Raw genomic sequence first — 24,209 nt, 5'->3', positions numbered from 1 at the left:
CGCGAGCAGGCTCACTCCTACAGGTTGCTCAGCGTTTTCGAGTCAGGTGATCGGCTCGCGGCTTTTCTAGAATTGAACAGGAGTTTCACATGGCGAAGAAACCCAAGGCAGCCACCTTCATCAAAGACCCGCTCTGGTACAAGGACGCGGTGATCTATCAAGTTCACGTCAAATCATTTTTCGACTCCAACAATGACGGGATCGGCGACTTTCCCGGCCTGATCGCCAAACTCGATTACATCGCCGACCTCGGCGTCAACACTATCTGGCTATTGCCGTTCTACCCCTCGCCACGCCGCGATGACGGCTACGACATCGCCGAATACCGTGGCGTGCACAGCGATTACGGGACCATGGCTGACGCCAAGCGTTTTATCGCCGAGGCGCACAAATGCGGCTTGCGGGTGATCACCGAGCTGGTCATCAATCACACCTCGGACCAGCACCCGTGGTTCCAGCGTGCACGCAAGGCCAAACCGGGTTCGGCGGCGCGGGACTTCTATGTGTGGTCGGATGACGATCAGAAATACGATGGCACGCGGATCATTTTCCTCGACACGGAAAAATCCAACTGGACCTGGGATCCGGTCGCCGGCCAATACTTCTGGCACCGTTTTTATTCGCACCAACCGGATCTGAACTTCGACAACCCGCAAGTGATGAAAGCCGTGCTGTCGGTGATGCGCTACTGGCTGGACATGGGCATCGACGGCTTGCGCCTCGACGCGATTCCGTACCTGATCGAGCGCGACGGCACCAACAACGAAAACCTGCCTGAGACTCACGACGTCCTCAAGCAGATCCGCGCCGAGATCGACGCCAATTATCCCGACCGCATGCTGCTTGCCGAGGCCAACCAATGGCCGGAAGACACGCAGCTGTATTTCGGCGACACCGATGCCGCGGGCCTCAATGGCGACGAATGCCACATGGCCTTCCACTTCCCGCTGATGCCGCGCATGTACATGGCGCTGGCCCAGGAAGATCGCTTCCCGATCACCGACATTCTTCGCCAGACCCCGGAAATTCCCGCCAACTGCCAATGGGCGATTTTCCTGCGCAACCACGATGAACTGACGCTGGAGATGGTCACCGACAAGGAACGCGACTACCTGTGGAATTACTACGCCGCTGACCGCCGTGCGCGGATCAACCTCGGTATTCGTCGGCGTCTGGCGCCATTGATGGAGCGCGACCGCCGCCGCATCGAATTGCTCAACAGCCTGCTGCTGTCGATGCCCGGCACGCCGACCTTGTATTACGGCGACGAGATCGGCATGGGCGACAATATCTACCTCGGCGACCGCGATGGTGTACGCACACCGATGCAATGGTCGATCGACCGCAATGGCGGCTTCTCCCGCGCTGACCCGGCCAGCCTGGTGCTGCCGCCGATCATGGATCCGCAATATGGCTACTTGTCGGTCAACGTCGAAACCCAATCCGGCGACCCGCATTCGCTGCTGAACTGGACCCGGCGTCTGCTGGCGGTGCGCAAGCAGTCCAAGGCCTTTGGCCGTGGCACCTTGAAGATGCTGTCACCGAACAACCGCCGGGTGCTGGCCTACACCCGCGAATTTACCGACGCCGACGGCAAGCACGAAATTATCCTCTGCGTGGCCAACGTCTCGCGCAGTGCGCAAGCGGTGGAGCTGGACCTGTCGGCCTACGTCGGTATGGTGCCGGTGGAGATGCTTGGCGGTAACGCTTTCCCGCCGATTGGTCAGTTGAATTTTCTCCTGACGTTGGCGCCGTACGGTTTCTATTGGTTCGCCCTCGCGGCAGAAAACCAGATGCCAAGCTGGCACGTTGAACCGGCGCAGAGCCTGCCGGACTTCACCACGCTGGTGCTGAAAAAACGCATGGAAGAATTGCTCGAAGCGCCGTCGCGCACGACGCTGGAGCAAAACATTCTGCCGAGCTGGTTGCAGAACCGTCGCTGGTTCGCCGGCAAGGATGCGGCCATCGACAAAGTGCATCTGGCCTACGGCGTGCGCTTCGGCGATGCCCAGCATCCGGTGCTGCTCAGCGAAATCGAAGTCACCAGCGGCGGGCAGACCAGTCGCTATCAATTGCCGTTTGGTTTTATTGCCGAAGATCAGGTCGGCCCGGCGTTGCCGCAGCAATTGGCTCTGTCCCGTGTACGCCGTGTACGACAAGTCGGTCTGATCACCGACGCGTTCAGCCTTGAAGCGTTTGTTCGCGCAGTGCTGCAAGGCATGCAGAACAACACCGTGCTGGAGTCGGCTGAGGGCGAAATCCGCTTTGCGCCGACGCTGCATCTGGAAAAACTCGGCCTGGGTGCAGAGTCGGAAGTGCGTTATCTGTCCGCCGAGCAATCGAACAGTTCGGTGGTGATCGGCAACAGTCTGGTGCTCAAGCTGATACGTAAAGTCGCTTCTGGCGTACACCCGGAACTGGAGATGAGCGCTTACCTGACCGAGGCCGGATTTGCCAATATCTCTCCGCTGCTCGGCTCGGTGATTCGCCGCGATGCCAAGGGCGAAGACAATCTGCTGATGATCGCTCAGGGTTACTTGAGCAATCAGGGCGATGCGTGGGAATGGACGCAGAATAACCTCGAACGGGCGCTGCGTGATGAACTCGCCGATGCCATGTCCGAACAGGAGCAGCATTACAACGCGCTGGGTGAATTGAAGGATTTTGCCGGCATGCTCGGCCAGCGTCTGGGCGAAATGCATCAGGTGCTTGCTGCGCCAACCGACAATGCCGACTTCGCGCCGCAGGTGTCGACGGCCAAAGACATGCAGGCCACGGGCAAGGATGTCGTCGCTCAGGTCGAGCACGCCTTGAAACTGCTCAAGCAGCATCAGGGCGAACTCAGCGCAGCGGATCAGAAACTGGTGAAACGGCTGGTCGACGAGAAGAAAACCATCCTCGCCCACGTGCAGGATCTGGCGAAAAAAGCCACGGGTGGCTTGCGTATCCGCGTCCACGGCGACCTGCATCTGGGCCAGGTGCTGGTGATCAAGGGCGATGCCTATCTGATCGACTTCGAGGGCGAACCGGCGCGGCCATTGAGCGAGCGCCGTGGCAAACACAGCCCGTACAAGGATGTCAGCGGCGTGCTGCGCTCGTTCGATTACGCGGCGGCGATGACCATCAACGTGCATAACGTTGACCACAGCGCCGAGTCTGAAACCGCGCGGCGTCTGGTCGCCGAGCGCTATTTGCGTGAGGCCCGCGAGGCATTTGTGCAGGCATATCGCCGGGCGGCAGCTAGTCTTGAGCATGCCTGGCAAGATCCTGAAGGTGCCGACGCCGCGCTGGCGTTGTTCGGCCTGGAGAAGGCGGCCTATGAAGTGGCCTATGAAGCCGAAAATCGCCCCACGTGGCTGCCCGTGCCGTTGCACGGTTTGTATGGGTTATTGACGGGGCTTAAACCCTTTTCCGATCTTGGTGGAGAGTAGTCATGAGTTTCTCGAACAAGGAACAGGGTGCGGTCAAAGAAGCGTTGCTGCCCTCGGCAAAAGATATCGATGCCTTGGTCCGCGCTGAACATCACGACCCTTTTTCCATTCTTGGCCCGCACGGCGATGGCGCTGGCGGGCAGTTCATTCGCGCTTATCTACCCGGTGCGTTGAGTGTCGTGGTGCTGGACAAGGACAGCGGTGAAGAACGCGGTCCACTTGAGCAAACCGAAACACCGGGCCTGTTTGTCGGCCATTTCGACCAAGCGCGGCCGTATCAGCTACGCACGCGCTGGGCCGGCGGCGAGCAGGTTGCCGAGGATCCGTATAGCTTCGGCCAGTTGCTCGGTGAAATGGATTTGTACCTGTTCGCTGAAGGCAATCATCGCGACCTAAGTGCCTGCCTTGGCGCGCAGTTGATGACCGTCGATGGCGTCGACGGCGTGCGTTTTGCCGTGTGGGCGCCGAATGCCCGACGGGTCTCGGTGGTGGGGGATTTCAACGTCTGGGACGGTCGCCGCCATCCAATGCGCTTGCGTCATCCGTCCGGGGTCTGGGAGTTGTTCATTCCGCGCCTGCAAGCGGGCGAGTTGTACAAATACGAGATTCTTGGTGCCCACGGCATTCTCCCGCTCAAGGCCGACCCGATGGCACTGGCCACCAGCCTGCCGCCAGACACCGCGTCGAAAGTCGCTGAACCGCTGCAAATCGACTGGCAGGATCAGGACTGGATGAGCAGCCGCCGTGACCGGCAGACGCACTCGGCGCCGCTGTCGATCTATGAACTGCACGCTGGTTCCTGGCAGTGCGAGCTGGACGATCTGGGCGAAGTGGCGCGCCAGTACACCTGGCCGGAGCTCGCCGAGCGGTTGATTCCGTACGTCAAGGAACTGGGTTTCACCCACATCGAACTGATGCCGATCATGGAGCACCCGTTCGGTGGCTCCTGGGGTTATCAGTTGCTTTCGCAGTTCGCGCCGAGCGCGCGGTATGGCTCTCCGGCGCAGTTCGCCGAATTCGTCGACGCCTGCCACCGGGCGGAAATCGGTGTGATCCTCGACTGGGTGCCAGCGCATTTCCCCACCGATACCCATGGTCTGGCGCAGTTCGACGGCACCGCGCTGTACGAGTACGGCAATCCGCTGGAAGGTTTCCATCAGGATTGGGACACGCTGATCTACAACCTGGGTCGCACCGAAGTGCACGGCTACATGCTGGCGTCGGGGCTGCACTGGTTGAAACATTTCCATGTCGACGGTTTGCGCGTCGATGCGGTGGCCTCGATGCTTTATCGCGACTATTCGCGCAAGGCCGGTGAATGGGTGCCCAACCGTCATGGTGGTCGGGAAAATCTGGAAGCGATCGACTTCCTCCGGCATTTGAACGATGTGGTTGAACTGGAAGCGCCGGGCGCGCTGGTGATCGCCGAAGAATCCACGGCGTGGCCGGGTGTCAGCCAAAGTACGCAACAGGGCGGACTGGGTTTCGCCTACAAATGGAACATGGGCTGGATGCACGATTCGCTGCATTACATTCAGCAGGACCCGGTGTACCGCGCCCACCATCACAACGAGTTGAGTTTTGGCCTGGTCTACGCTTGGTCCGAGCGGTTCATCCTGCCGATCTCCCACGACGAAGTGGTGCACGGCAAGCATTCGCTGATCGACAAGATGCCCGGCGACCGCTGGCAGAAATTTGCCAACTTGCGCGCCTATCTGAGTTTCATGTGGACCCATCCGGGCAAGAAACTGTTGTTCATGGGCTGCGAGTTTGGTCAGTGGCGCGAGTGGAATCACGATCAACAGCTCGATTGGTATCTGCTGCAGTACTCCGAGCACAAAGGCGTACAGAAACTGGTGGGCGACCTCAATCGGCTGTATCGCGACGAGCCAGCGCTGCACGATCAGGACGACGCGCCGCAGGGCTTTCAATGGTTGATCGGTGACGATGCGATCAACAGCGTTTATGCCTGGCTGCGCTGGAGCAAGGACGGCAAACCGGTGCTGGTGGTGGCCAACTTCACACCGGTGCCGCGTCAGGCGTATCGCGTCGGTGTGCCGTTTGCCGGGCGCTGGACTGAACTGCTCAATAGCGATGCCGACACCTATGCCGGTTCCAACTACGGCAATGGCGGCGGGGCGTTTACCGAGGAAGTGTCGAGCCATGGTCAGTCGTTGTCGCTGGAGCTGAATCTGCCGCCGCTGGCGGTGTTGATCCTCAAACCGGAGGGCTGATCCAGTACCGAGTTGCTGCCATCGCGAGCAGGCTCACTCCTACACTTGGAATGCGTTCCCCTTGTAGGAGTGAGCCTGCTCGCGATGGCGTCAGCACAAACACTATCGCCGCCAAGCCAAACGCTACCAACGCATCCGCACCCCAAGGCTGCCAATGATCCCGTTCAAATCATTGTCATCGACATCGCTGCTGTAATCGGCACTGACATACAGGCTTACCGCCGGCGTCACCCGCGCCACCAGACCCAATCCCAACTCGACGGTGGATGACTTGCGGCTGCTGCTGATCTTGTCGACCTGATCCAGCGTCACGGTGTTGCCGGTGTAGACGGTGTGCCAGAGGTTGGTGCGCACATAGGGTTCGACCGGCAGGCCATTCAAATCGTAACTGCCTTTCAAACGTGCACCGACGCGGCCGCTCCACGCCGTCAGATCGGAGGACGAGGCATTGCCTGAACCGGCGTAGGGCGTGTCGAGGGTGATGCGTTGATTGATCAATTGCGCCTGCGGTTCGACCACCCAGTTTTCGCTCAGGCCAATCGGATAACCGCCTTCTACTGACAGCGTCAGTGCGCTGCCCTCGGTGGCTTGCCGTGCGCCCTGTTCGTTGCGACTGAAACCACTGACCCGGCCACCACTGGCGGACAAGTCCACGTGCCAGCCCTGGGCTCCGCTCAGGCTGTAATAGGCGCCAAGGCTTTGGCCTTGCAGATTGAGGGTGTCGCTGTTCGGGTCTGCCAGGGCGCGGCTGGTGAGCAGGCCATTGGCATTGGCTTGAATCTGGTTGAGGCCGCCGATCAGGCCGATGGTCTGGGTATGGCTGCCACTTTGCAGAGTCAGTACGGCTGGGCCTTTGAAGTCGCCGCTGCCGGGTGTTGCGTAACCCGACGACAGCACATCGGTTTGTGCCTGACGCGCACTTCTGCCGTACAACTCATCCCAGGCTGACGGGGCGAGGTCTTCGGTGATCAGGTTCGGCCCCTGCAAGTCCGGGCGTGGGCTCAAGCGTTGCGGGCCGGGGGTAATGACGGTCACGGGCAGTGTCATGACCGGCACGTCCGCGCGATACCACGGGGTGGTTTCATCCGCCGCAGGACCGGCCTGCGCCTCCATGGATGAGCACAGCAAGATAGAACTCGACACTGTGCAGAAAGTGATTTTGATCTCGTGTGGGCTGATTGAAGTTCTCATGGAGGTCTACCTTGCAGGCGCATGCATTCTCTCTGTGTGGCGTCTCTCCTACCCCGAACGAGGGGCGACCGAATGGAGCGGGGCGAGCCCTGACCGCTCGATTTTGCGAGTGTCCGAAGGCTCGTCCCGGGTAGTGATTCCGGGGGTAGTAAGGTAGAGATAAGAAGAGTCGAGCGCGCCCGTCAAGAAATTGAACGATGAGCGGTAGTGGTAAAACGGGCTTTGCAAGCGTTTGTTTTTCTGCACATAACTAAGTGGTTGTTTGCATGGAAAAACGCAGGAAAAGCTCCGAGGTAGAGAGGTTTGATTGCCGACGGAAGGTCTACCAGCTAATGCGCACACCCAGATTGCCGACCACGCCGCGCACGTCAGTACTGTCAATATTGCTGCTGTAATCGGTACTGGCGTACACACTGACGGCGCGGTCGAGGGTCAACACTACGCCCAGGCCAATATCTGCTGTCGAGGATTTCTGTTCGGTGCTGATGACATCGCTGGCGCCGAATGTCACCGAGTCAGTAGCGGAAAACGTATGCCATAGATTGGCGCGCAAATACGGTTCTACCGGCAGCCCGCTGACTTGATAACGGCCCTTGAGGCGGGCACCGAGGCGGCCGGTCCAGGCACCGTCGGAATCGAACGAGACGCGCGAAATGCCATCGTCCTGGCTGTCGAGGGAGATTTTCTGGTGGATGACCTGCGCCTGCGGCTCGATCACCCACGTATCACTGATCGGCAATGGATAACCGGCTTCGGCCGACAAGGTCAGCGCGTGCCCGCGATTATCCAGTTTGACGCCGCGGTCGGAATGGTTGTCGCCGTCAAAACGGGTGCCCATCACCACGGTGTCGACGTACCAGCCGTAAGGGTCGGTCAGCGTCCAGTACAGGCCATAGCTGTCGCCTTCGAGTTTGATCTTGCCGGCGCTGTTGTGCTGGAAGCCCTCGTTGAAACCGTCGACATCACCCTGCAAACGGCTGTGGCCGACAAAGAACCCCACGCGCTGGTTCTGGCCGCCGGAAGTCTGCGAGCTGTACAGATCATTGCCGACCTGAAAGCCATTGAGCGAGCCGTCCAGACGCGGAGTCACCGTACCAGCCCAGGTCTGCTCGAGATTCTTGCCGTAGACCCGGCCCCAACCGGCGCCAAATGCGCCGGTTTCGCTGAGCAGGCGCTGATCGCCCTGACGATCATGAAACGTGCCCAGTGCATTCAGCGTCAGTTGCGCGGCGGCGGGCGGCAACACCGACCAGGTCGGTACTTCCGGGCGATACAGAGGAATTGGCGCGGCACCGGCCACGGCGGCAGGTAACACCGGCAGCGAGGCGATGGACAGCGCTTCGCCGGATTCGCCGTCGAGCGGGGTAATGGCCGCTGCAATGGGTGTGGCCACGACCGGAACCAGAAGCGGCGGTAATGCCGGATCGGGATTGGGCACGCTCATCAATTGCGGTGCGACAACGGCTGAGCGCAGATACCAGTTGTTCTCGGTGCCGGCGGTGACGCCACCCTTGAACAGGTAGTAATCGTACGCGCCGGCAGACACCGGGCCGCTGAGAGTAAACGCTGTATTGCTGCTGACGGCGCCGCCTTGTGCCTGCACCAGTTCAATGCCATTGACCTGAGTCAGTGCGCCCAGACCGCCGACATTGCTGACACCGATAACCGTCGAACCCTCCAGGCTGCCGTTGTTGACGACCAGTCTGTCGCTTGCCGAATCATCACCAGCAACGGTGCTTTGCAGCAGTAACTGACCACGGTTGCCGACGTAGTTGCCTTGCACGGTCAGTGTGTCGTTGGTGCGGCTGTTGCCTTGTGTCAGGTCGATGATCCCGGCGTTGTTGAGCGTCACGCTTTGTCCCGTCAGCGCTGGCGCAACGCTGCCCTGAGTGGAAACCAGTGTGCTGCTGGCGTCGATGTTCAACGCGCCCGTGCCGGTTCCCGCGTCACCCAGCACCAGGCTGGACGAACCCAGATCAAGCTGCGAGGCATTGCTCAGGTTGACTGTTTCCCAATTGATCAAGCGCGCGGGCAGGGCGGTGCGCGTGTTGTCCAGTGTCAACGTATCGGTGCCGACGCCGCCATCCACGCTGGGCGTCAGCGTGAGAATGCTGTCGCCAAGATTGCGCAGGGTAGCCGTGTCATCGCCGACGTCCATCAGGATCGCCGAGCGGATAATGCCGCCGCCATCCCACAGGAAACGGTCATTGCCGACGCTGGCGCGAATCTCGCCGACGATTTCCCCACCACTGACGGTGATGCTGTCGTTACCGCCGCTGACACTGATGTTGCCGCCGATGCGGCCGCCGGAAACGATGATCGTATCGGTGCCGAACCCGGTCACCAGATTGCCGAGAATCTGCCCGCCGGACATGTCGAAAATGTTGTTGTCGAGTTTCATGTCGACCCGGCCGATCGTGCCACCGGTCATGCGCGCGACATCGCCGTCCTCGAAGGCGCCGACGATGGTGCCACCGGTCATCAGGAACGTATCGCGGCTGTCGCCTTGGGCCAGTGAACCGATTGAACCGCCGTTCATGACGAAATCATCGACGCCGTTGCCCTGACTGACCGCACCGGTGATGACGCCGGAGTTGATCTCGACCCGGTCGGCACCTGCGCCGAAAGTCACGCTGCCATTGATCTGGCCAGTGCCGTTGGCGGGGAAGGTCAGGCTGTTGTTGCCGGCGAGATCCGTCAGTGAACCGCTGGTGCCGCTGTCACAGGTGAAGTTGTCATTGCCGGGTCCGGGCACCAGGTTGCATGCCGCAGAAGCGGGGTGGCTGGTCAACATCAGCAGAGAAGCAGGCAGGAGCAAGAGGTGCGGTAGTGACCGCAGAGGTGTGGAGTAGCGCGGCATGGTCATTCCCTACGGCAAATTCGGGGAATTCATCCTTGGGTGTGCCATGAATCGGGCATCATCTAGAGTTGATGCCCTACATCAAATCCATGGCCTAACGGATTGAATGCGCTACTCCTTGAGCTTTTTTAGGTGTAGATGAATTTCCTCACGGTTCAAGCAGGGCTGACGGACGGTCTTGTCAGAATCGCGCTTACAGGTGCACTTCCACCGCCAGCGGCAAGTGATCCGACAGGTGCGTCCACGGCTTGTTGCCGAGGATCTGCGGGTCATGGCTGCTGGCATTGCGCAGGTAGATCCGGTCCAGCCGCAGCAGCGGAAAACGCGCCGGGTAAGTCTTGGCCGGGCGCCCGTGATGGCGCTCGAAGGCTTCGTGCAGATAGTCGCGACGGGCGAGGGCGACATTGCCCTGAAGCTGCCAGTCGTTGAAGTCGCCGGCGATGATCACCGGGGCGTCGTCGGGCAGGGATTCGAGCAACTGGCAGAGCAGTTGCAACTGCAATTGCCGATGGCTTTCGAGCAGACTCAAATGCACGCAGATCGCGTGGACCTCAGCGTGCCCTGGTACGTCGAGCACACAATGCAGCAAGCCACGGCGTTCGGGCCCGGTGATCGACACATCGAGGTTGCGGTATTCACGGATCGGGTATTTCGACAGCAGCGCATTGCCATGATGGCCGTCTGGGTAGACGGCGTTGCGCCCGTAGGCGAAATCGCTCCACATGCTGTCGGCGAGAAACTCGTATTGCGAGGTTTGCGGCCATTCGTTGTAACGGCTCGAATGCCGCTCGTGTTCACCTACCACTTCCTGCAGAAACACCAGGTCGGCCGAGGTGCTGCGCACCGCTTCGCGCAGCTCCGGCAGGATGAAGCGCCGATTGAACGCGGTGAAACCCTTGTGGGTGTTGACCGTCAGCACCCTTAAACGATGGATGACGGGCGCGTCGACAACATGACGCTTGGGATCGCTGGACACGTTCACTCCTCTGGATTGCGGGCCGCTTATTCATGCGACTGATGGGGAGGGGCGGCAGTTCCTTGCAAATAATATTCGATGACCACCCGATTCCTGTGGGAGCGAGCCTGCTCGCGAAGGCGTCGGCAAATCCAATACATCAGTTGATAGAACCACCGCTTTCGCGAGCAGGCTCGCTCCCACCCTAAACGGCGTCAGACAAAGACGATTTCGTAGGGCAAACGCATTCTTTCGAGAATCACCGGCGGCAGCATCGGCGCAATGCCGATCGCCGGTTCGCCGTTGAGCTGGCTGGCATAGGCGTGGGTAGCGTGACTCTTGCGCGCGACGGTCCAGGTGTCGAGGCGCAGTTTGCGCGCGCGTTCCCAAGGGATCAGTTGCTGGTCGCGCTCCGGCCAGTGCCAGGCCCACACCGGCACATCATGAAAGGTCGCGCCGGCCTGTTGCGCTGCTTGCGCACTGGCCCGGCCCACCGCTTCATGGTCGTCGTTGCCATCGCCGCGCCAGGTGCTGAACACCACGTCGCCGGGGCGCAGGTAGCGGCTGATGAACTCGGTCACTTGCGTTTGCTGTTCGCACAGGGCGTTATCGGTGAAGCCGCCGCGTACCCATTTCAGGCTGTGCATCGGCAGGCCGAGGCGGCGCAAGGCTTCGACGCTTTCTTGTGGACGGAACACGCTCAGGCGTTTTTCCGACCATTGCCGTGAACCTGGATGGCTGGCACTGCCATCGGTGATGGAGAGCAGTTGCAGCGGATGACCGAGGCTGGAAAGTAATTGCAGCAGGCCGCCGCAGGTGACCACTTCATCGCCCGGATGCGGTGCGATGACCACGGCACGGGCACCGTCGGGCACCAAGCTGCGGGTATTGATGACGGGAATATTGTCCAGTTGCGGGGCGCTGTTCCAGATTTGCGCCGGCAGGCTGGTGTCGCTGAGGGATAACGGTTTCATGGTGTGACGTCCTTGTGTGGTTTCGCCCTCAGTCATGTGCGCGGCGATGATCGCCAGGCGCTACGGACCCGTGAAGGCTGGTTGAATGCCTTGCGACGCTCCGAACCCTGGATTGCCGCGCAGCAGAGTATTGCTCATGAAGTGAAGTTCGTCGCGTCACAGATCAATCTGATCCGCTCTTTTTTGCTCTATCTGTGCCAGATTTCGCAGATAGTCACCAAAGCCACCCCGCGCACGGCTGTCGAAGCGAGCGCTGGTCAGCACTTGCGGACGATGGCTCCAGGCGATGTTGGCACCGTCCAGTTCCAGTTCCCGCACCAACTGCACATCTTCGTCGCAGGCCAGCGGTTTAAAGCCTCCGGCCCAGCGGTAGGCGTCAGCGCTGATGCCCAGATTGGCACCGTGGATATGCCGATGGCCATCGCAGGCCTGGTAATGCCGGTGGTAGCGGATTTGCGCCGCCGCATCGAACGACTCGTGCCAGTGCTCGACGGTGACGGTACCGCACACGGCGTCTGCCCCCAAGCCCAGCTGTGCCACCAGCCAGTCATCGGCGACGCGGCTGTCGGCGTCCGAACAGGAGATCCAGCGCGCACCGCGCTCCAGCAACAGCTGTGCGCCAGCCGCGCGCGCCTGGCCGACATTGCGGGCGTCGATGTGCAGACTCAGCACCGGATAGTTGCTGACAATCTGCGCCGAGCGGTCGTTGCAACTGTCGAGCACCACCAGCACTTCAACACGCTCGCCGGCCAGCAAGCCATGCCGGCTGGCGCGCAGGGCCGCGCTCAGGCATTCGTCGAGCAAGTCTTCTTCGTTGTGTGCCGGGATCAGAATGCCGATCATCGCAACCCCTCCAGCGCCGCCACCGAGCGCGGTTCGCGGCTCCATATCTCAAGGATGAAGTCCGCTTCCTGATGCAGAACCAGACGCGGCAGATGCAGTTTTTCGTGGATCAGGTCGTGAACCTGCCGCGCATTCAGCGGGCAGCCGTCGATGGGCGGACGCCAGTGGCAGGCGAGGAACTGACCGTCGGCAGTCAGGCAATCACTAGCCCGACGGATCACGTCTGTCAGATCTGCGCCGTCGAGGTAGTAGCCGATCTCGCTAAATACAATCAGGTCGAATTTTTCCTCCGGCCAGTCGCCGGGAAGACGGTTTTGCCGCACTTCGGCGTGATCGAACAGGCTCAGCCGCGTGCGCGCCAAGGTCACCGCTGCGCTGGCCGTGTCACAGCACAACAACCGATCACAACGGCCGGCGAGTTCGGCGCTCAATTCGCCGTTGGCGCAGCCCGGCTCGAAGATTGCCCGATAGTGCGGCCGTGGCAGGGCGGCGAGGGTGATCGCGCGTTTGCGCTGTTCGTACCAGCGCTCGCGGAACGCCCAAGGGTCGTCGTTGCCGGCAAACAGGCCGTCGAAATAGCGATCCTCGACACTCATAGAAACACCACTTCAAAGGGTTGCAGCAGGCGATCAAGCACATAAGGCGCGAGCACCGGGCCGAGTCCTGCATCCGGATCGCCTTCCAGTTGACTGGCAAAGGCGTGCACCGCGTGGCGTTTGCGCGCCACTTGCGCTGGCGTCAGGAGAATCTTGCGCGCCCGCTGCCACGGTACAAAGGCGTCTTCCGGCGTTGCCCAGTGCCACGTCCACACCGGCAGTTCATGGCAGGTTGCGCCAACCCGACGCGCCGCTTCGGCACTGGCGCGGCCAACGGCTTCGTGGTCGCAATGGCCGTCCTCGCTCCAAGTGGCGAAAAGCACGTCGTCAGGGCGCAGATGACGCTCGATGAACTCGACCAACTGCGCTTCCTGCGCCGCGACCTGAGTGTCAGTGAAGCCGCCGCGCAGCCACTTCACGCGATGCATCGGCAGACCGAGTCGGCGCAGCGCTTCGGCGGATTCCTGTGGGCGAATCACGCTCAACCGTTCTACTGGCCAACGACTGGAACCGGGGTGGCTGGCGCTGCCGTCGGTCACGGAAATCAATTGCAGAGACCTGCCAGCGGCGGCGAGCAATTGCAGCAAGCCACCACAACCGAGCACTTCGTCGTCCGGGTGCGGCGCGATAATGACTGCGCGTGCGCCCGGTGGCACCAGACTGAGGATGTCGATGCTGTCCAGCTCCGCCAGGTGCCGCGAAGCCTGCCACTGATGCAGGCTCGTGCCCTGACCGACAATCGGATTGGTTTTCATAGTGCCCATGCCTCCGTAGAGTGCCCGGCCACCAATTGCCCGAGCGCGGCCAGATCGCGCTCGGCATGACTTTGGCGCAGAAACACCGGCAGGTCGGCGCTGAGCCGGGCAAAGTGGCGATCCTTGCAAAACGGCCCCGCACCAAGCGCGCGACCGACCTCACGCATCACCTGTTCGGCCGACTGTTCGACCACCGCGCGAGCACGCCGGGCGAGCAGTTCCGCGTTGTCGTCGGGATGCGCATCGATGTGCAAGGCGCTGAAACGCAATACATCGGCGGCGGCCTGCAAAGCGCTGTCGACCGCGCCGAGATGCGCCAGCGCATGCGGTTCCGGACGTTGCCCACACTGCGTGCGCAAGGCTTCGGCAATTTGCCGCGCGGCGCCGTACCAGCATGCAGCAATGCCGATTCCGCCCTGCCAGAAACCCGGGCGTTGCAGGTAATCAGCGGGGTTGCCGATGGCTTGCGCTTCGGCGCCGTCGAACAGCACCTCGACGCTGCCAGTGGCGCCCATGCCCACGGCTTGCCAGCCTTGCACGGTGATGGTCACACCGGGTTGGTCGAGGGCGACCGCCACCAGTTGTTGCTGATCATCGGCGTCCCACGCGGTCAGCAAGGCATGGCTGAGCACCGCAGCACCGGAGCACCACGCCTTGCGCCCGTGCAACGCGACCATGTGCCCGGCCGGACTGACCTTGACTCGTGCCTGTGGCGGTTCAGCCGCCCACATGCCCCACGTGCTGCCCGGCGTCGGTGTGCCGCCCAGTTGCTCGATGATCGCCAGCGCGTCGGTATGGCCTTCGAACAGTTTGCACAAACCGAGGTCATGCCCAGCGACCTCCGCCAGGCGCTGAAAACGCTCCAGCGTGCGGCCACTGCCCGGTAACGGCAAACGATCCAGCCCGGCCTCGACCAGCGCCCGTAGGCAACCTCCGAGGGCTACGGTGTGCGGATAATCCGCTGGACGCCGGGCGAGATAATTGTGCAGATCCATATCAATCTTCTTCATCACGTTGCAGTTCGAACAGCAGCAGCGAGCGCCCGGTGACCGAGTATTGGTGACCGAACTCGAAGCGTTCCTGACCGCGAATCGACGGCTGATTGGTGTCGATCATGCAGGTCCAGAAGCCGCCGTCCGGCACTTCCGGCAAGGTGAAATTGACGATGTCGTGGTGCGCGTTGACCACCAGCAGCAGCGTCGCATCCGCACCTTTGCGGCGAATCCCGGTTTCCTGGGCGCGGCCGTCGAGCAACATGCCCAGGCAGCGGTTGTGCGCATCGTGCCAATGCTCGGTGGTCATTTCGGTAGCGTCCGGCGCTAGCCAGGTGACGTCCTTGACGCCAATGTCCTCGTTGTACTCGCCAACCAGAAAACGTCCACGGCGCAAGATCGGATAAGTCAGGCGCAGCTTGATCAGGCGTTTGACGAACTTCAGCAGTGCCTTGCCGTCCTCGCTCAGGTCCCAGTTGACCCAACCGATCTCGCTGTCCTGGCAATAAGCGTTGTTGTTGCCGTCCTGGGTGCGGGCGAATTCGTCGCCGGCGACGATCATCGGCGTGCCCTGTGCGAGCAGCAGCGTGGCGAAGAAGTTGCGCATCTGCCGGTGGCGCAGGGCGTTGATTTCCGGATCGTCGGTCGGGCCTTCGACGCCATGGTTCCAAGACAGGTTGTTGTTGCTGCCGTCCTGATTGTTTTCGTCGTTGGCTTCGTTGTGCTTGTCGTTGTACGAGACCAGATCGTTGAGGGTAAAACCGTCGTGCGCGGTGATGAAATTCACCGAGGAATACGGACGCCGCCCACGCTGGTTGAACATCTCACCGGAAGCGGTCATGCGACTGGCGAAATCGGCAACCTGGCCATCGTCACCTTTCCAGAAGGCGCGCACGGTGTCGCGGAACTTGTCGTTCCATTCAACCCAGCCCGGCGGGAAGTTGCCCACCTGATAACCACCGGGGCCGCAGTCCCACGGCTCGGCGATCATTTTCACCTGACGCAGCACCGGGTCCTGGCGGCAGGCAACGAGGAAGCTGTGACGCTCGTCGAAACCGTCGTGATAGCGGCCGAGAATGGTTGCCAGATCGAAACGGAAACCGTCGACATGCATTTCGCTGGCCCAATAGCGCAACGAGTCGGTGACCATTTGCAGCACGCACGGGTGGCTCAGATCAAGGGTGTTGCCGGTACCGGAATCGTTGATGTAGAAGCGCTTGTCGTCGGGCATCAAGCGGTAGTACGAAGCGTTGTCGATGCCGCGCATCGACAGGGTCGGGCCTTGCTCGTTGCCCTCGGCGGTGTGGTTGTAGACCACGTCGAGGATCACTTCGAGGTTGGCTTCGTGCAGGTGCGCGACCATTTCCTTGAACTCGGCAATCTTGCCGCTGGCGAGGTAGCGCGGGTCCGGGGCAAAAAACGCGATGCTGTTGTAGCCCCAGTAATTGGTCATGCCTTTGTGCAGCAGGTGCTGGTCATTGACGAAAGCGTGGATCGGTAGCAGTTCGACCGTCGACACGCCGAGCTTGCGGATGTGTTCGAGCACATCGTCGACCATCAGCCCGGCGAAAGTACCGCGCACATTCTCCGGCACCGACGGGTGACGCATGCTGATGCCGCGCACATGGGTTTCATAAATGATGGTCTTGTCCCACGGCACGCTGACGCGGTGGTCATTGCCCCAGGTGTGCGCCGGGTCAATGACCTTGCATTTAGGCACGAACGGCGCGCTGTCACGTTCATCGAAACTGAGGTCGGCGTCGGGGTGGCCGATGGTGTAGCCGAACAGCGCTTCCGACCATTTCAGTTGGCCGACCAGTTGTTTGGCGTAGGGGTCGATGAGCAATTTGTTGTGGTTGAAGCGGTGGCCGTTGGCCGGGTCGTACGGGCCGTAGACGCGGTAGCCGTAGATCAGCCCCGGATGCGCATCGGGCAGGTAGCCGTGATAGATCTCGTCGGTGTATTCCGGCAGTTCAATGCGTTCGAGTTCGACCTCGCCGGCATCGTCGAAGATGCACAGTTCGACTTTGGTGGCGTTGGCGGAAAACAGCGCGAAGTTGACCCCCAGCCCATCCCAGGTCGCACCCAGCGGGAAGGGCAGGCCTTCACGGATTCTCGACGGCTCGGCGTGCGCGGTGGGCTCGGCTTTCTTTGGACGGGTCATGATTGCTCCTGCAAAACGGGTAATTTCTGGGCTTACACATCCCCCTGTAGGAGTGAGCCTGCTCGCGATAGCGATCTATCAGGCGACATCAATGTTGAATGTCAGATAGCTATCGCGAGCAGGCTCATTCCTACAGGGGATTGGTGGGTTTCTTGAGGACGAACGCGCCCTCGGTGGCGAGCGAACCCGCCACACATTGATTCATTTCAATAGTCCGGTAAGCGTCAGATCGCCGAAGGCTTCTTCGGCGCTCGGGGCTTTTTCTCGGTGGCTTTTTCGCCCGGGGGAATCACTTTGGCGGCGCTGGCGGGCTTGGCTTTGGCCGCAGGTTTCGGTTTGGCGGCCGGCGTCTTGGTTTCGGCAGTCTTGCCAGCGGTTTTGCTGCCAGCCGCTTTCGGTGGCTTCTTCGGTGCCAGCGCCTCGGCTTCGGCCAGTTTGCGCGCCATCTCCCAGTGGCGCGCTTCCTGACCGTCAGGCTGACCTTCCGATTCCCAGATTTGATAGGCGAATTCGCGAATGCGTTTATCGTCGGTACTCATCGCAATGCTCCTGAACTGAACTCGTGCTTACGTTAAGTGTTGGATAAAGAGATTGACCGGGACATCCCCCAGCGCGTCGCTGATATTCAGCTCCCTGTTTTTTGTGACTGCGCTGCTTGAAAAAAGTCCCTTCAGGTTTGTGTCAGAGGCGGCGAACGGTAAAACCACCCGCGTATCGCCCCAGCGCAGCGCATCGACCTGAGGTACAGCACTGTTTTCCAGCAGCGTGGCGCAACGGATCGGCACGATCACGATGGCCTGCTTCCCCTCGTGTTCGCGGGCAAACGCGAGCACGTTGTGCGACTGATTGCCCAGTACTTCCAAGGCTTGGTAGGTGCCACGCCGAAACAGCTCGGCATGCTCGACGCGCAGGTTCAGCACCTCGGCGATCAAGGCTTGCTTGATGCGCCCGTCACGCCAGTTCGCCAGCAATTCCACAGGTGGCAATGGCTCCTGCAAGGCGTGTTCGCGAGCGGCGTAATCCACCGGCCGACGGTTGTCCGGATCAACCAGGCTGAAGTCCCAGAACTCGTTGCCCTGATACAGATCCGGCACCCCCGGCACGGTCATGCGCAGCAAGGTTTGCGCCAAACCATTGAGGGCGCCGGCAGCGGCGATGCTGTTGACGGTCTTGCTCAGTGCGGCGCGCAGCAGTTCGCCTTCCTCACCGGTAAGGAGTTTTTCGGTGAATGCCTGTGCGGCGTTTTCATAGGCTTCGTTGGGCGCACTCCAACTGCTTTGCAGCTTGGCCTCGCGCAGGGCTTTCTGTTGCCATTGCCAGATGCGTTTGGCGTAGTCGGCGAACCCGGCCTGATCGTCATCGCGCAGATGCAGCGGCCAACTGCCGAGCAACGCTTGGTAGAGAATCAGCTCATCGCCACTCGACGGCATTTGATCGTCAACCCGCACTGGACGGGCGAGGGCGCGCCACAGTTCGATCTGCTCGGCGTACCAATGGCTGCGCTCGCTGAGCACGGCCAGCCGCGCGCGGGTGTCTTCGCCGCGTTTATGGTCGTGGGTTGCGGTGGCCAGCAGGTTGTCGGGAAATTCATTCAACCGTTGCTGATTGACCGCATGAAAGTCGCTGACCGGCGCGCTGAACTGTTCGGTGTTGTAGCCGACGTCATTGCGCGACAGCAGCACGGCCGAGCGATACAGCGCCGTGTCTTCCACGGCTTTGGCTGCCGCTGGTGACGTCAGTTGCTGAAAGCGCACGCAGGCATGTTTGAGCATCTTGCGTGAGCGCCCGCGCGGTTTGTGCCGCCACGGTGTGCCACCGAGCCAGGCGGCGACGCAATCGAGTACCGGCCAGTCGGCTTCGCTGAGGGTTTGCCGCGCACCGTCCATGGCCTGCTGGAAAAATCTTTCGTCCTGTTCGGAGCGACCCATCGCGCTGATGTAAGTGCGATACACCGGGAAATGCACGATCAACGCCTGCAACACCCGGCGGATCGCGCCCAGCGTCAGGTCGCGGGTCATCAGGTCATCGCGGGCGACTTGCAGCAGCGCCTGGGCGACGCTTTCGCAGTCACTGGCGAGAGAGCCGTTGAGGATCTGCTGGCGCGCCAGTTGCGCCTCTTCGATAAAGGCGGCCGGGCGTTCGGTGCGGCGTTGCCAGAGATCACCGAGTACGTATTCACCATCGGGATCGTGTTGCAGCAGCGACAGCTGATTCATGAATTCATAACCGGTGGTGCCCTCCACGGCCCAGTCGCGGTGCAGGGTTTCGCCGGCGCCGAGGATCTTTTCGACGTAGATCGGCAAATGCCTGCCCGGTGCCAGCAGATCGACGCGGCGGCGCAGTTTGCGGCAGTAACCGCGCGGGTCGGCGAGGCCGTCGATGTGGTCGATGCGCAAACCGTCGACCAGACCTTCGGCGATCAACTGGAAGATCTTGCCGTGGGTGGCCTCGAACACCGCTGGGCGCTCAACACGCAAACCGCCGAGCTCGTTGATGTCGAAGAAGCGCCGCCAGTTGATGTCATCTGCGGCGGTGCGCCAACTGGCGAGGCGATAGCTCTGACGCTCCAACAACGCATGCAGTGTGTGGAAGCCTTCTTCGCTGGTTGAATCGAAGTGTTTGAGGTTGTTTTCAATGGCTTCAGCGATTGAAGAATCCGTCGCCAATTGCCGCAACTCTTCCTTGAGCGGAGTCGCCAACGAGTGGGCATCGGTCTGATAGCTGAGGGTGCTGAAGCGATCGGCCAGAGGCTTCAGCGCTTTCTCGGATTTGAGCAGTTCACCGTAATCGTTCGGGCAGATCGGGAAGTGATGATCGTAATGCTCGACGTAAAAGCTGCCGGTGTCTGGGTTGAAACGCAGTTTCAGCGTGCCTTCCTGCAGCGCAACTCCATAATCGCTGCCAAGAAATGGCAGCAACAACTGGCCCTCCATCAACGGATCGGGCGAGTGCCACTGAATATCGAAGAACTCGCCATAAGGGCTCAGTCGCCCCCATTCCAGCAGGTCGAGCCACCACGGGTTGTCGCTGCCACCGACCGCCATGTGGTTGGAGACGATGTCGAGGATCAGCCCCATGTTGTGTTCACGCAGGGTGCTGACCAAGCGCCGAAGCGCGGGCTCACCGCCAAGCTCCGGGTTGACCTGGGTCGGGTCGACCACGTCGTAACCGTGCATGGAACCAGCCCGCGCCGCGAGCAGCGGCGAGGCGTAAATGTGGCTGATGCCGAGCCGGGCAAAGTACGGCACCAGTGGCACGGCTTGTTCGAGGGTGAAACCTTTATGAAATTGCAGACGCAAGGTCGCGCGCAAGGGCTGGATGAGCGTTTGATTCATTGGTCACGCTCGGCAGCCTGAAGACGCGCGCAGGCGAGTAGTTCCAGGCGTCGCGCCGCATCCGCGCCATCGAGCAGCGCTTCACTGGTGCCGGGCAAGCGCCGTGACCAGTTCGGATGGGTGTCGATCGTGCCCGGCAGGTTCGCTTGTTCGTTGATGCCCAGCGCATCCTCCAGCGGCAACAGCACCAGCGGCGCGCGGGTGTGGCCCAGGAAACGCACAGCGGCATCGACCACTTGATCGGCCTCGTGGGATTCCTCGCGAAAGTTCTGCGGGTCCTGGCTGAGAGCGCTGCGCAAGCCTTCGCGCTCACGCTGGCGGTGATGGCGCCATTCGATTTCACCGTTGGCATCGACAAAACCCAAGCGCGCGTTCCAGTCGATGTCGCGGCCATGCCACCAGCCGTTGAGCGTCGGCAGATCATGGGTGCTGGTGGTCGCCAGTGCGTTGTCCGGCCAGTCGAGAATCGGTTTGAAATGCGTGTTGTCCTGCTCGAACAGCAGCACGCGCATGCCGAGCATGGAGCGGGCGATCAGTTTTTCGCGAAGACCATCGGGCACGGTGCCGAGGTCTTCACCGAGGACAATCGCCTGGTGGCGATGAGATTCAAGAGTCAGCAGGCGCAGCAAGTCATCGACCGGGTAATACAGGTACGCGCCATCGGCAGGTGCCGAGCCGTTGGGAATCACCCACAGCCGTTGCAGGCCCATCACATGGTCAATTCGCAAGCCGCCAGCGTGGGCGAAGTTTGCCCGCAGCATGTCAATGAACGCACGGAAACCGTTGCGGATCAGGCCCTCCGGGGAGAATGCCGAAATACCCCAGCCTTGGCCCGAGCGATTGAGAATGTCCGGCGGTGCGCCGACGGTCAGCGAGGCCAGCAGTTCATCCTGAAAACTCCAGGCCTGACTGCCGGCGCCATCGGCACCTACTGCCAGATCGGCGATCAGGCCAATGCCCATCCCTGCGCTGCGGGCGGCGGTTTGCGCGCGCTCCAGGCAACGGTGGATCAGCCATTGGCAGAAAGCGAAATAGCCGATGCGTTCGGCGTATTCCTCGGCAAACGCTTCGAGCGCCGCGCCGCGTGGGTCGTGCCAGTGTTCCGGCCATTGCCGCCAGTCGAGGTTTTCACCACGGGCGGCGCGCATTTCCTGAATCGCTTCGAAACGGCAGTGGTTTTCCAGTGCCTCGCCACCGGCGTGGCGGAAGCTGGCGAAATCCGGGTGCAAGGGATGGTCACCGGCGATGAAACCTTCGTACAACGCCTGCAAGAGTTTCTGCTTGGCGTCGGCGGCGCTCGGCCAGTCGATCAGGGTTAGATCTTCCAGTTGCGCAAACTGCTCGGCCAGGCCGGCCGCGTCGACCGCATCACGCAAGGCGCGCTCGCCGAGAATCGCGCCAGGTGCTGCGTAAAGAGAGTTGAGGAACAACCGGCTCGAGGGCGAATAAGGGCTGTAGCGCCCGGTATCAGCGCTGAACATGGCGTGCAGCGGGCTGATCGCCAGGGCATCGGCGCCGCGCTCACCGGCCACGCGGACCAGATCTTCCAGTGCTTGGGTATCGCCGAAACCGCCGTCGCCGGCGCGGCGCAAGGCATACAGTTGCGCACTCAGTCCCCAGGCGCGGGGGATCGGATTATCCACCGCATCGCCGACGCTGAAGCAGCGCTCCGGGGCCACGGCCAGGGTGAAATATTGATCGCCGATATGCACTTGTTGATAGCCGACCGGGATCAGCCCCGGCAGTATCGCTTCGGAATCGAGTTTCAGGTTCAGCCGTGAGCCGTCTTCAAGGTGGATTTCACAAGGCGTTTCCGGTGCAAAGTAGCGCGCCAGATCCACGCCGACACCAACATCGGCGGTCAACAGCGGCGGCAAGTGACGGTCTTGTTGAACGGCTTGCAGTTCCAACAGGCTGGCGTCGATTTCCTGCGCCGTGCTGGCGGGGTGGCCGAGGCCGATCAGGACATTGCGCAGCACCGCCGGGGCGACTTTTTGCGGACGGCCGTTGGCGTCGATCCAGTCGACGGCGAGGCCGGCTCGGCTGGCAAGAATTTCCAGTTGCGCATCGCTCATAGGCGCTCTCCATCCAGAGGTTGCAAAGGGGTTGCGGCCGTGAGGCTGACAAGCGCGCAATACGCGGGCAGTACGCCCGATTCCGATAGATCGACGGTGGGTGGCTGTTGAAACAACCACACGGCCTCGGTCTGTGGAGGGTTGACCACTGGCGTATCGCTGAGGTTCAGGTCAATTCGCAGCTCGCTGCCATTGCCCAGACGCCAGCGTGCGCTGACCGCGCCATAACCGAGCATGTGGGCACCGAGCGCTTGCGTGCCGGACAGATGGGGGATGATGTATTGATGGCGAAATTGCAGCAGCTTCTGGTACAGCTCCAGGGTGGCCTGCTGTTTTGCGCTGCCATGGCCGACCAACCTTGGCTGTGAGGCGTGGAAGGTTTTGTCGGCATTCGGGTCGGGAATCTGTTCGCGCTTGTGCGGATCGGTGAAGGCGCTAAACGCGGCGAATTCATTGCGTCGACCTTCTCGCACCAACTCCGCCAGTTCGCCGTGGTGACTGGTGAAAAACAGGAACGGCTGCTCGGCGGCAAACTCGTCGCCCATGAACATCAGCGGAATCATCGGTGACAGCAGCAACAGCACGGTCGCTGCCTGCACGGCGCGCGGATCGGCCAGATGATGCAGGCGCTCGCCGAGCGCACGGTTGCCGATCTGATCGTGGTTCTGCAAGAACAGCACGAATGCGGTGGATGGCAGGTGTTCGCTGGGCTCGCCGCGAGGTTCGCCGTGACGGGTGATGTGCCCCTGGAAAACAAAACCCTGACTCAGGCAGCGCACCAGTTGCTCGGTCGGTTGCAAAGCGTAATCGGCGTAGTACGCGTCGGTTTCACCGGTCAGCAGCACGTGCAGGGCGTTATGACCGTCGTCGTTCCACTGCGCGTCGTAATCGTATTCGAGCAGGCTCGACTGGTTCAGCTCGTTCTCCACGGTCAGCCAGACATGCCGGTTCGGGTCGATCTGCGCGCGGATACGCTGAGCCATCTCGGTGAGGAAATCCGGGTCTTCGATGGCATGCACCGCATCCAGGCGCAAACCGTCGAAGCGGTATTCGAGTAACCACATCAGCGCATTTTCGATGAAGAACTCGCGCACTTCGCTGCGGCGAAAATCGATCGCCGCGCCCCATGGCGTGTGTTTGTCTTCGCGGAAAAAGCCTTTGGCGTAACGGTGCAGGTAATTGCCGTCGGGGCCGAAGTGGTTGTAGACCACATCAAGAATGACCGCCAGACCGTGGCCGTGGGCACTGTCGATCAGGTGCTTTAGTTGTTCCGGCGTGCCGTAGGAGGCTTGCGGTGCGTAGGGCAAAACACCGTCGTAGCCCCAATTGCGTTCGCCGGGAAATTGCGCCAATGGCATCAGCTCGATGGCGGTAATACCCAGGCCCGCGAGGCGCGCCAGATGTTGTTCGACCTCGGCAAACCCGCCCAGCGCACCCACGTGCAACTCGTAGATCACCGCTTCGCTCCACGGCCGACCGTGCCAGCTGCTGTGCCTCCATTGATAGGCCAGCGGATCGACCACCACGCTGCGGCGGTCGAGATCACCATCCTGCGCCCTGGAGGCCGGGTCGGGCACCTCCAGTTCGCCGTCGATGTTGTAGCGGTAGCGGGTGCCCGCCGGGCAACGGGCCTTGATCACAAACCAGCCGTCCGCCTGAGACAGCATTGGCAGCGACTGGCCGTTTTCCAGTTCGACACTGACGTAAAAAGCATCCGGCGCCCACAGCGCGAACTGTGTGTGTTCGGCGTCCAGCATGATCGCGCCGTGGGGCCAGTTTTCAGAAGACCGTAACGGCATCGTGG

15 protein-coding genes are annotated in these 24,209 nt (G+C 61.3%); 2 read left to right on the top strand and 13 right to left on the bottom strand.

Annotated elements, in window-relative coordinates:
- The first annotated feature begins 89 nt into the window (after nt 1-89).
- Nucleotides 90-3,431: a maltose alpha-D-glucosyltransferase gene (gene treS, locus U6037_RS15505; RefSeq protein ID WP_322843597.1), complete on the top strand. Its 3,342-nt coding sequence runs from the start codon at nt 90-92 to the stop codon at nt 3,429-3,431.
- 2 nt (nt 3,432-3,433) lie between these two features.
- Nucleotides 3,434-5,665 carry a 1,4-alpha-glucan branching protein GlgB gene (gene glgB, locus U6037_RS15500; RefSeq protein ID WP_322843596.1) on the top strand — a complete coding sequence of 744 codons (2,232 nt, stop codon included), beginning with the start codon at nt 3,434-3,436 and terminating at the stop codon, nt 5,663-5,665.
- A gap of 123 nt (nt 5,666-5,788) precedes the next feature.
- Here glgB and U6037_RS15495 read toward each other — a convergent pair whose 3' ends face one another.
- The 13 genes from U6037_RS15495 to treZ form a co-directional block, all read right to left on the bottom strand.
- A complete protein-coding gene (locus tag U6037_RS15495) occupies nt 5,789-6,856 on the bottom strand; it encodes an autotransporter outer membrane beta-barrel domain-containing protein (protein ID WP_322843595.1) in 1,068 nt (355 codons plus the stop codon).
- 322 nt (nt 6,857-7,178) lie between these two features.
- On the bottom strand, nt 7,179-9,716 hold the full coding sequence (locus U6037_RS15490; protein ID WP_322843594.1) for an autotransporter outer membrane beta-barrel domain-containing protein: 2,538 nt from the start codon (nt 9,714-9,716) through the stop codon (nt 7,179-7,181).
- 193 nt (nt 9,717-9,909) lie between these two features.
- Nucleotides 9,910-10,692 carry an endonuclease/exonuclease/phosphatase family protein gene (locus U6037_RS15485; protein WP_322843593.1) on the bottom strand — a complete coding sequence of 261 codons (783 nt, stop codon included), beginning with the start codon at nt 10,690-10,692 and terminating at the stop codon, nt 9,910-9,912.
- 194 nt (nt 10,693-10,886) lie between these two features.
- A complete protein-coding gene (locus U6037_RS15480; protein WP_322843592.1) occupies nt 10,887-11,645 on the bottom strand; it encodes a PIG-L family deacetylase in 759 nt (252 codons plus the stop codon).
- Nucleotides 11,646-11,801: 156 nt separating this feature from the next.
- Nucleotides 11,802-12,488, bottom strand: coding sequence for a glycosyltransferase (locus U6037_RS15475; protein ID WP_322843591.1), 687 nt, complete (start codon nt 12,486-12,488; stop codon nt 11,802-11,804).
- Nucleotides 12,485-13,084: an SAM-dependent methyltransferase gene (locus tag U6037_RS15470; protein WP_322843590.1), complete on the bottom strand. Its 600-nt coding sequence runs from the start codon at nt 13,082-13,084 to the stop codon at nt 12,485-12,487. The genes U6037_RS15475 and U6037_RS15470 overlap by 4 nt, the downstream gene beginning before the upstream one ends.
- Nucleotides 13,081-13,839 (bottom strand): PIG-L family deacetylase, encoded by a 759-nt coding sequence (locus U6037_RS15465; protein ID WP_322843589.1) that lies wholly within the window; start codon nt 13,837-13,839, stop codon nt 13,081-13,083. Before U6037_RS15465 ends, U6037_RS15470 begins: the two co-directional genes overlap by 4 nt.
- Nucleotides 13,836-14,834, bottom strand: coding sequence for an acyl-CoA dehydrogenase family protein (locus U6037_RS15460; protein ID WP_322843588.1), 999 nt, complete (start codon nt 14,832-14,834; stop codon nt 13,836-13,838). Before U6037_RS15460 ends, U6037_RS15465 begins: the two co-directional genes overlap by 4 nt.
- Nucleotide 14,835: 1 nt before the next feature.
- Complete coding sequence (gene glgX, locus U6037_RS15455) at nt 14,836-16,995, bottom strand: glycogen debranching protein GlgX (RefSeq protein WP_322843587.1); 2,160 nt, start codon at nt 16,993-16,995, stop codon at nt 14,836-14,838.
- Nucleotides 16,996-17,219: 224 nt separating this feature from the next.
- Nucleotides 17,220-17,534 carry a DUF2934 domain-containing protein gene (locus tag U6037_RS15450; RefSeq protein WP_322843586.1) on the bottom strand — a complete coding sequence of 105 codons (315 nt, stop codon included), beginning with the start codon at nt 17,532-17,534 and terminating at the stop codon, nt 17,220-17,222.
- A gap of 27 nt (nt 17,535-17,561) precedes the next feature.
- Nucleotides 17,562-20,330, bottom strand: a complete 2,769-nt coding sequence (locus U6037_RS15445; RefSeq protein WP_322843585.1) for a malto-oligosyltrehalose synthase — start codon at nt 20,328-20,330, stop codon at nt 17,562-17,564.
- The gene (gene malQ / locus U6037_RS15440; protein WP_322843584.1) at nt 20,327-22,405 is read right to left on the bottom strand and encodes a 4-alpha-glucanotransferase; all 2,079 of its coding nucleotides are present in this window, start codon (nt 22,403-22,405) and stop codon (nt 20,327-20,329) included. The genes U6037_RS15445 and malQ overlap by 4 nt, the downstream gene beginning before the upstream one ends.
- Nucleotides 22,402-24,204 (bottom strand): malto-oligosyltrehalose trehalohydrolase, encoded by a 1,803-nt coding sequence (gene treZ, locus U6037_RS15435; RefSeq protein ID WP_322843583.1) that lies wholly within the window; start codon nt 24,202-24,204, stop codon nt 22,402-22,404. Before treZ ends, malQ begins: the two co-directional genes overlap by 4 nt.
- Nucleotides 24,205-24,209 lie beyond the last annotated feature (5 nt).

This window comes from Pseudomonas sp. B33.4 (assembly GCF_034555375.1).
In the GTDB taxonomy this organism is placed as follows: domain Bacteria; phylum Pseudomonadota; class Gammaproteobacteria; order Pseudomonadales; family Pseudomonadaceae; genus Aquipseudomonas.
This window is presented reverse-complemented; position numbering and strand designations above follow the sequence as displayed.

Coding starts and splice junctions, on each gene's coding strand:
- malQ (WP_322843584.1), bottom strand. CDS start 22,405: ATGAGCGATGCGCAACTGGAAATTCTTGCCAGCCGAGCCGGCCTCGCC.
- treS (WP_322843597.1), top strand. CDS start 90: ATGGCGAAGAAACCCAAGGCAGCCACCTTCATCAAAGACCCGCTCTGG.
- treZ (WP_322843583.1), bottom strand. CDS start 24,204: ATGCCGTTACGGTCTTCTGAAAACTGGCCCCACGGCGCGATCATGCTG.
- U6037_RS15475 (WP_322843591.1), bottom strand. CDS start 12,488: ATGATCGGCATTCTGATCCCGGCACACAACGAAGAAGACTTGCTCGAC.
- glgX (WP_322843587.1), bottom strand. CDS start 16,995: ATGACCCGTCCAAAGAAAGCCGAGCCCACCGCGCACGCCGAGCCGTCG.
- U6037_RS15445 (WP_322843585.1), bottom strand. CDS start 20,330: ATGAATCAAACGCTCATCCAGCCCTTGCGCGCGACCTTGCGTCTGCAA.
- U6037_RS15495 (WP_322843595.1), bottom strand. CDS start 6,856: ATGAGAACTTCAATCAGCCCACACGAGATCAAAATCACTTTCTGCACA.
- U6037_RS15470 (WP_322843590.1), bottom strand. CDS start 13,084: ATGAGTGTCGAGGATCGCTATTTCGACGGCCTGTTTGCCGGCAACGAC.
- U6037_RS15450 (WP_322843586.1), bottom strand. CDS start 17,534: ATGAGTACCGACGATAAACGCATTCGCGAATTCGCCTATCAAATCTGG.
- U6037_RS15490 (WP_322843594.1), bottom strand. CDS start 9,716: ATGCCGCGCTACTCCACACCTCTGCGGTCACTACCGCACCTCTTGCTC.
- U6037_RS15460 (WP_322843588.1), bottom strand. CDS start 14,834: ATGGATCTGCACAATTATCTCGCCCGGCGTCCAGCGGATTATCCGCAC.
- U6037_RS15465 (WP_322843589.1), bottom strand. CDS start 13,839: ATGAAAACCAATCCGATTGTCGGTCAGGGCACGAGCCTGCATCAGTGG.
- U6037_RS15480 (WP_322843592.1), bottom strand. CDS start 11,645: ATGAAACCGTTATCCCTCAGCGACACCAGCCTGCCGGCGCAAATCTGG.
- glgB (WP_322843596.1), top strand. CDS start 3,434: ATGAGTTTCTCGAACAAGGAACAGGGTGCGGTCAAAGAAGCGTTGCTG.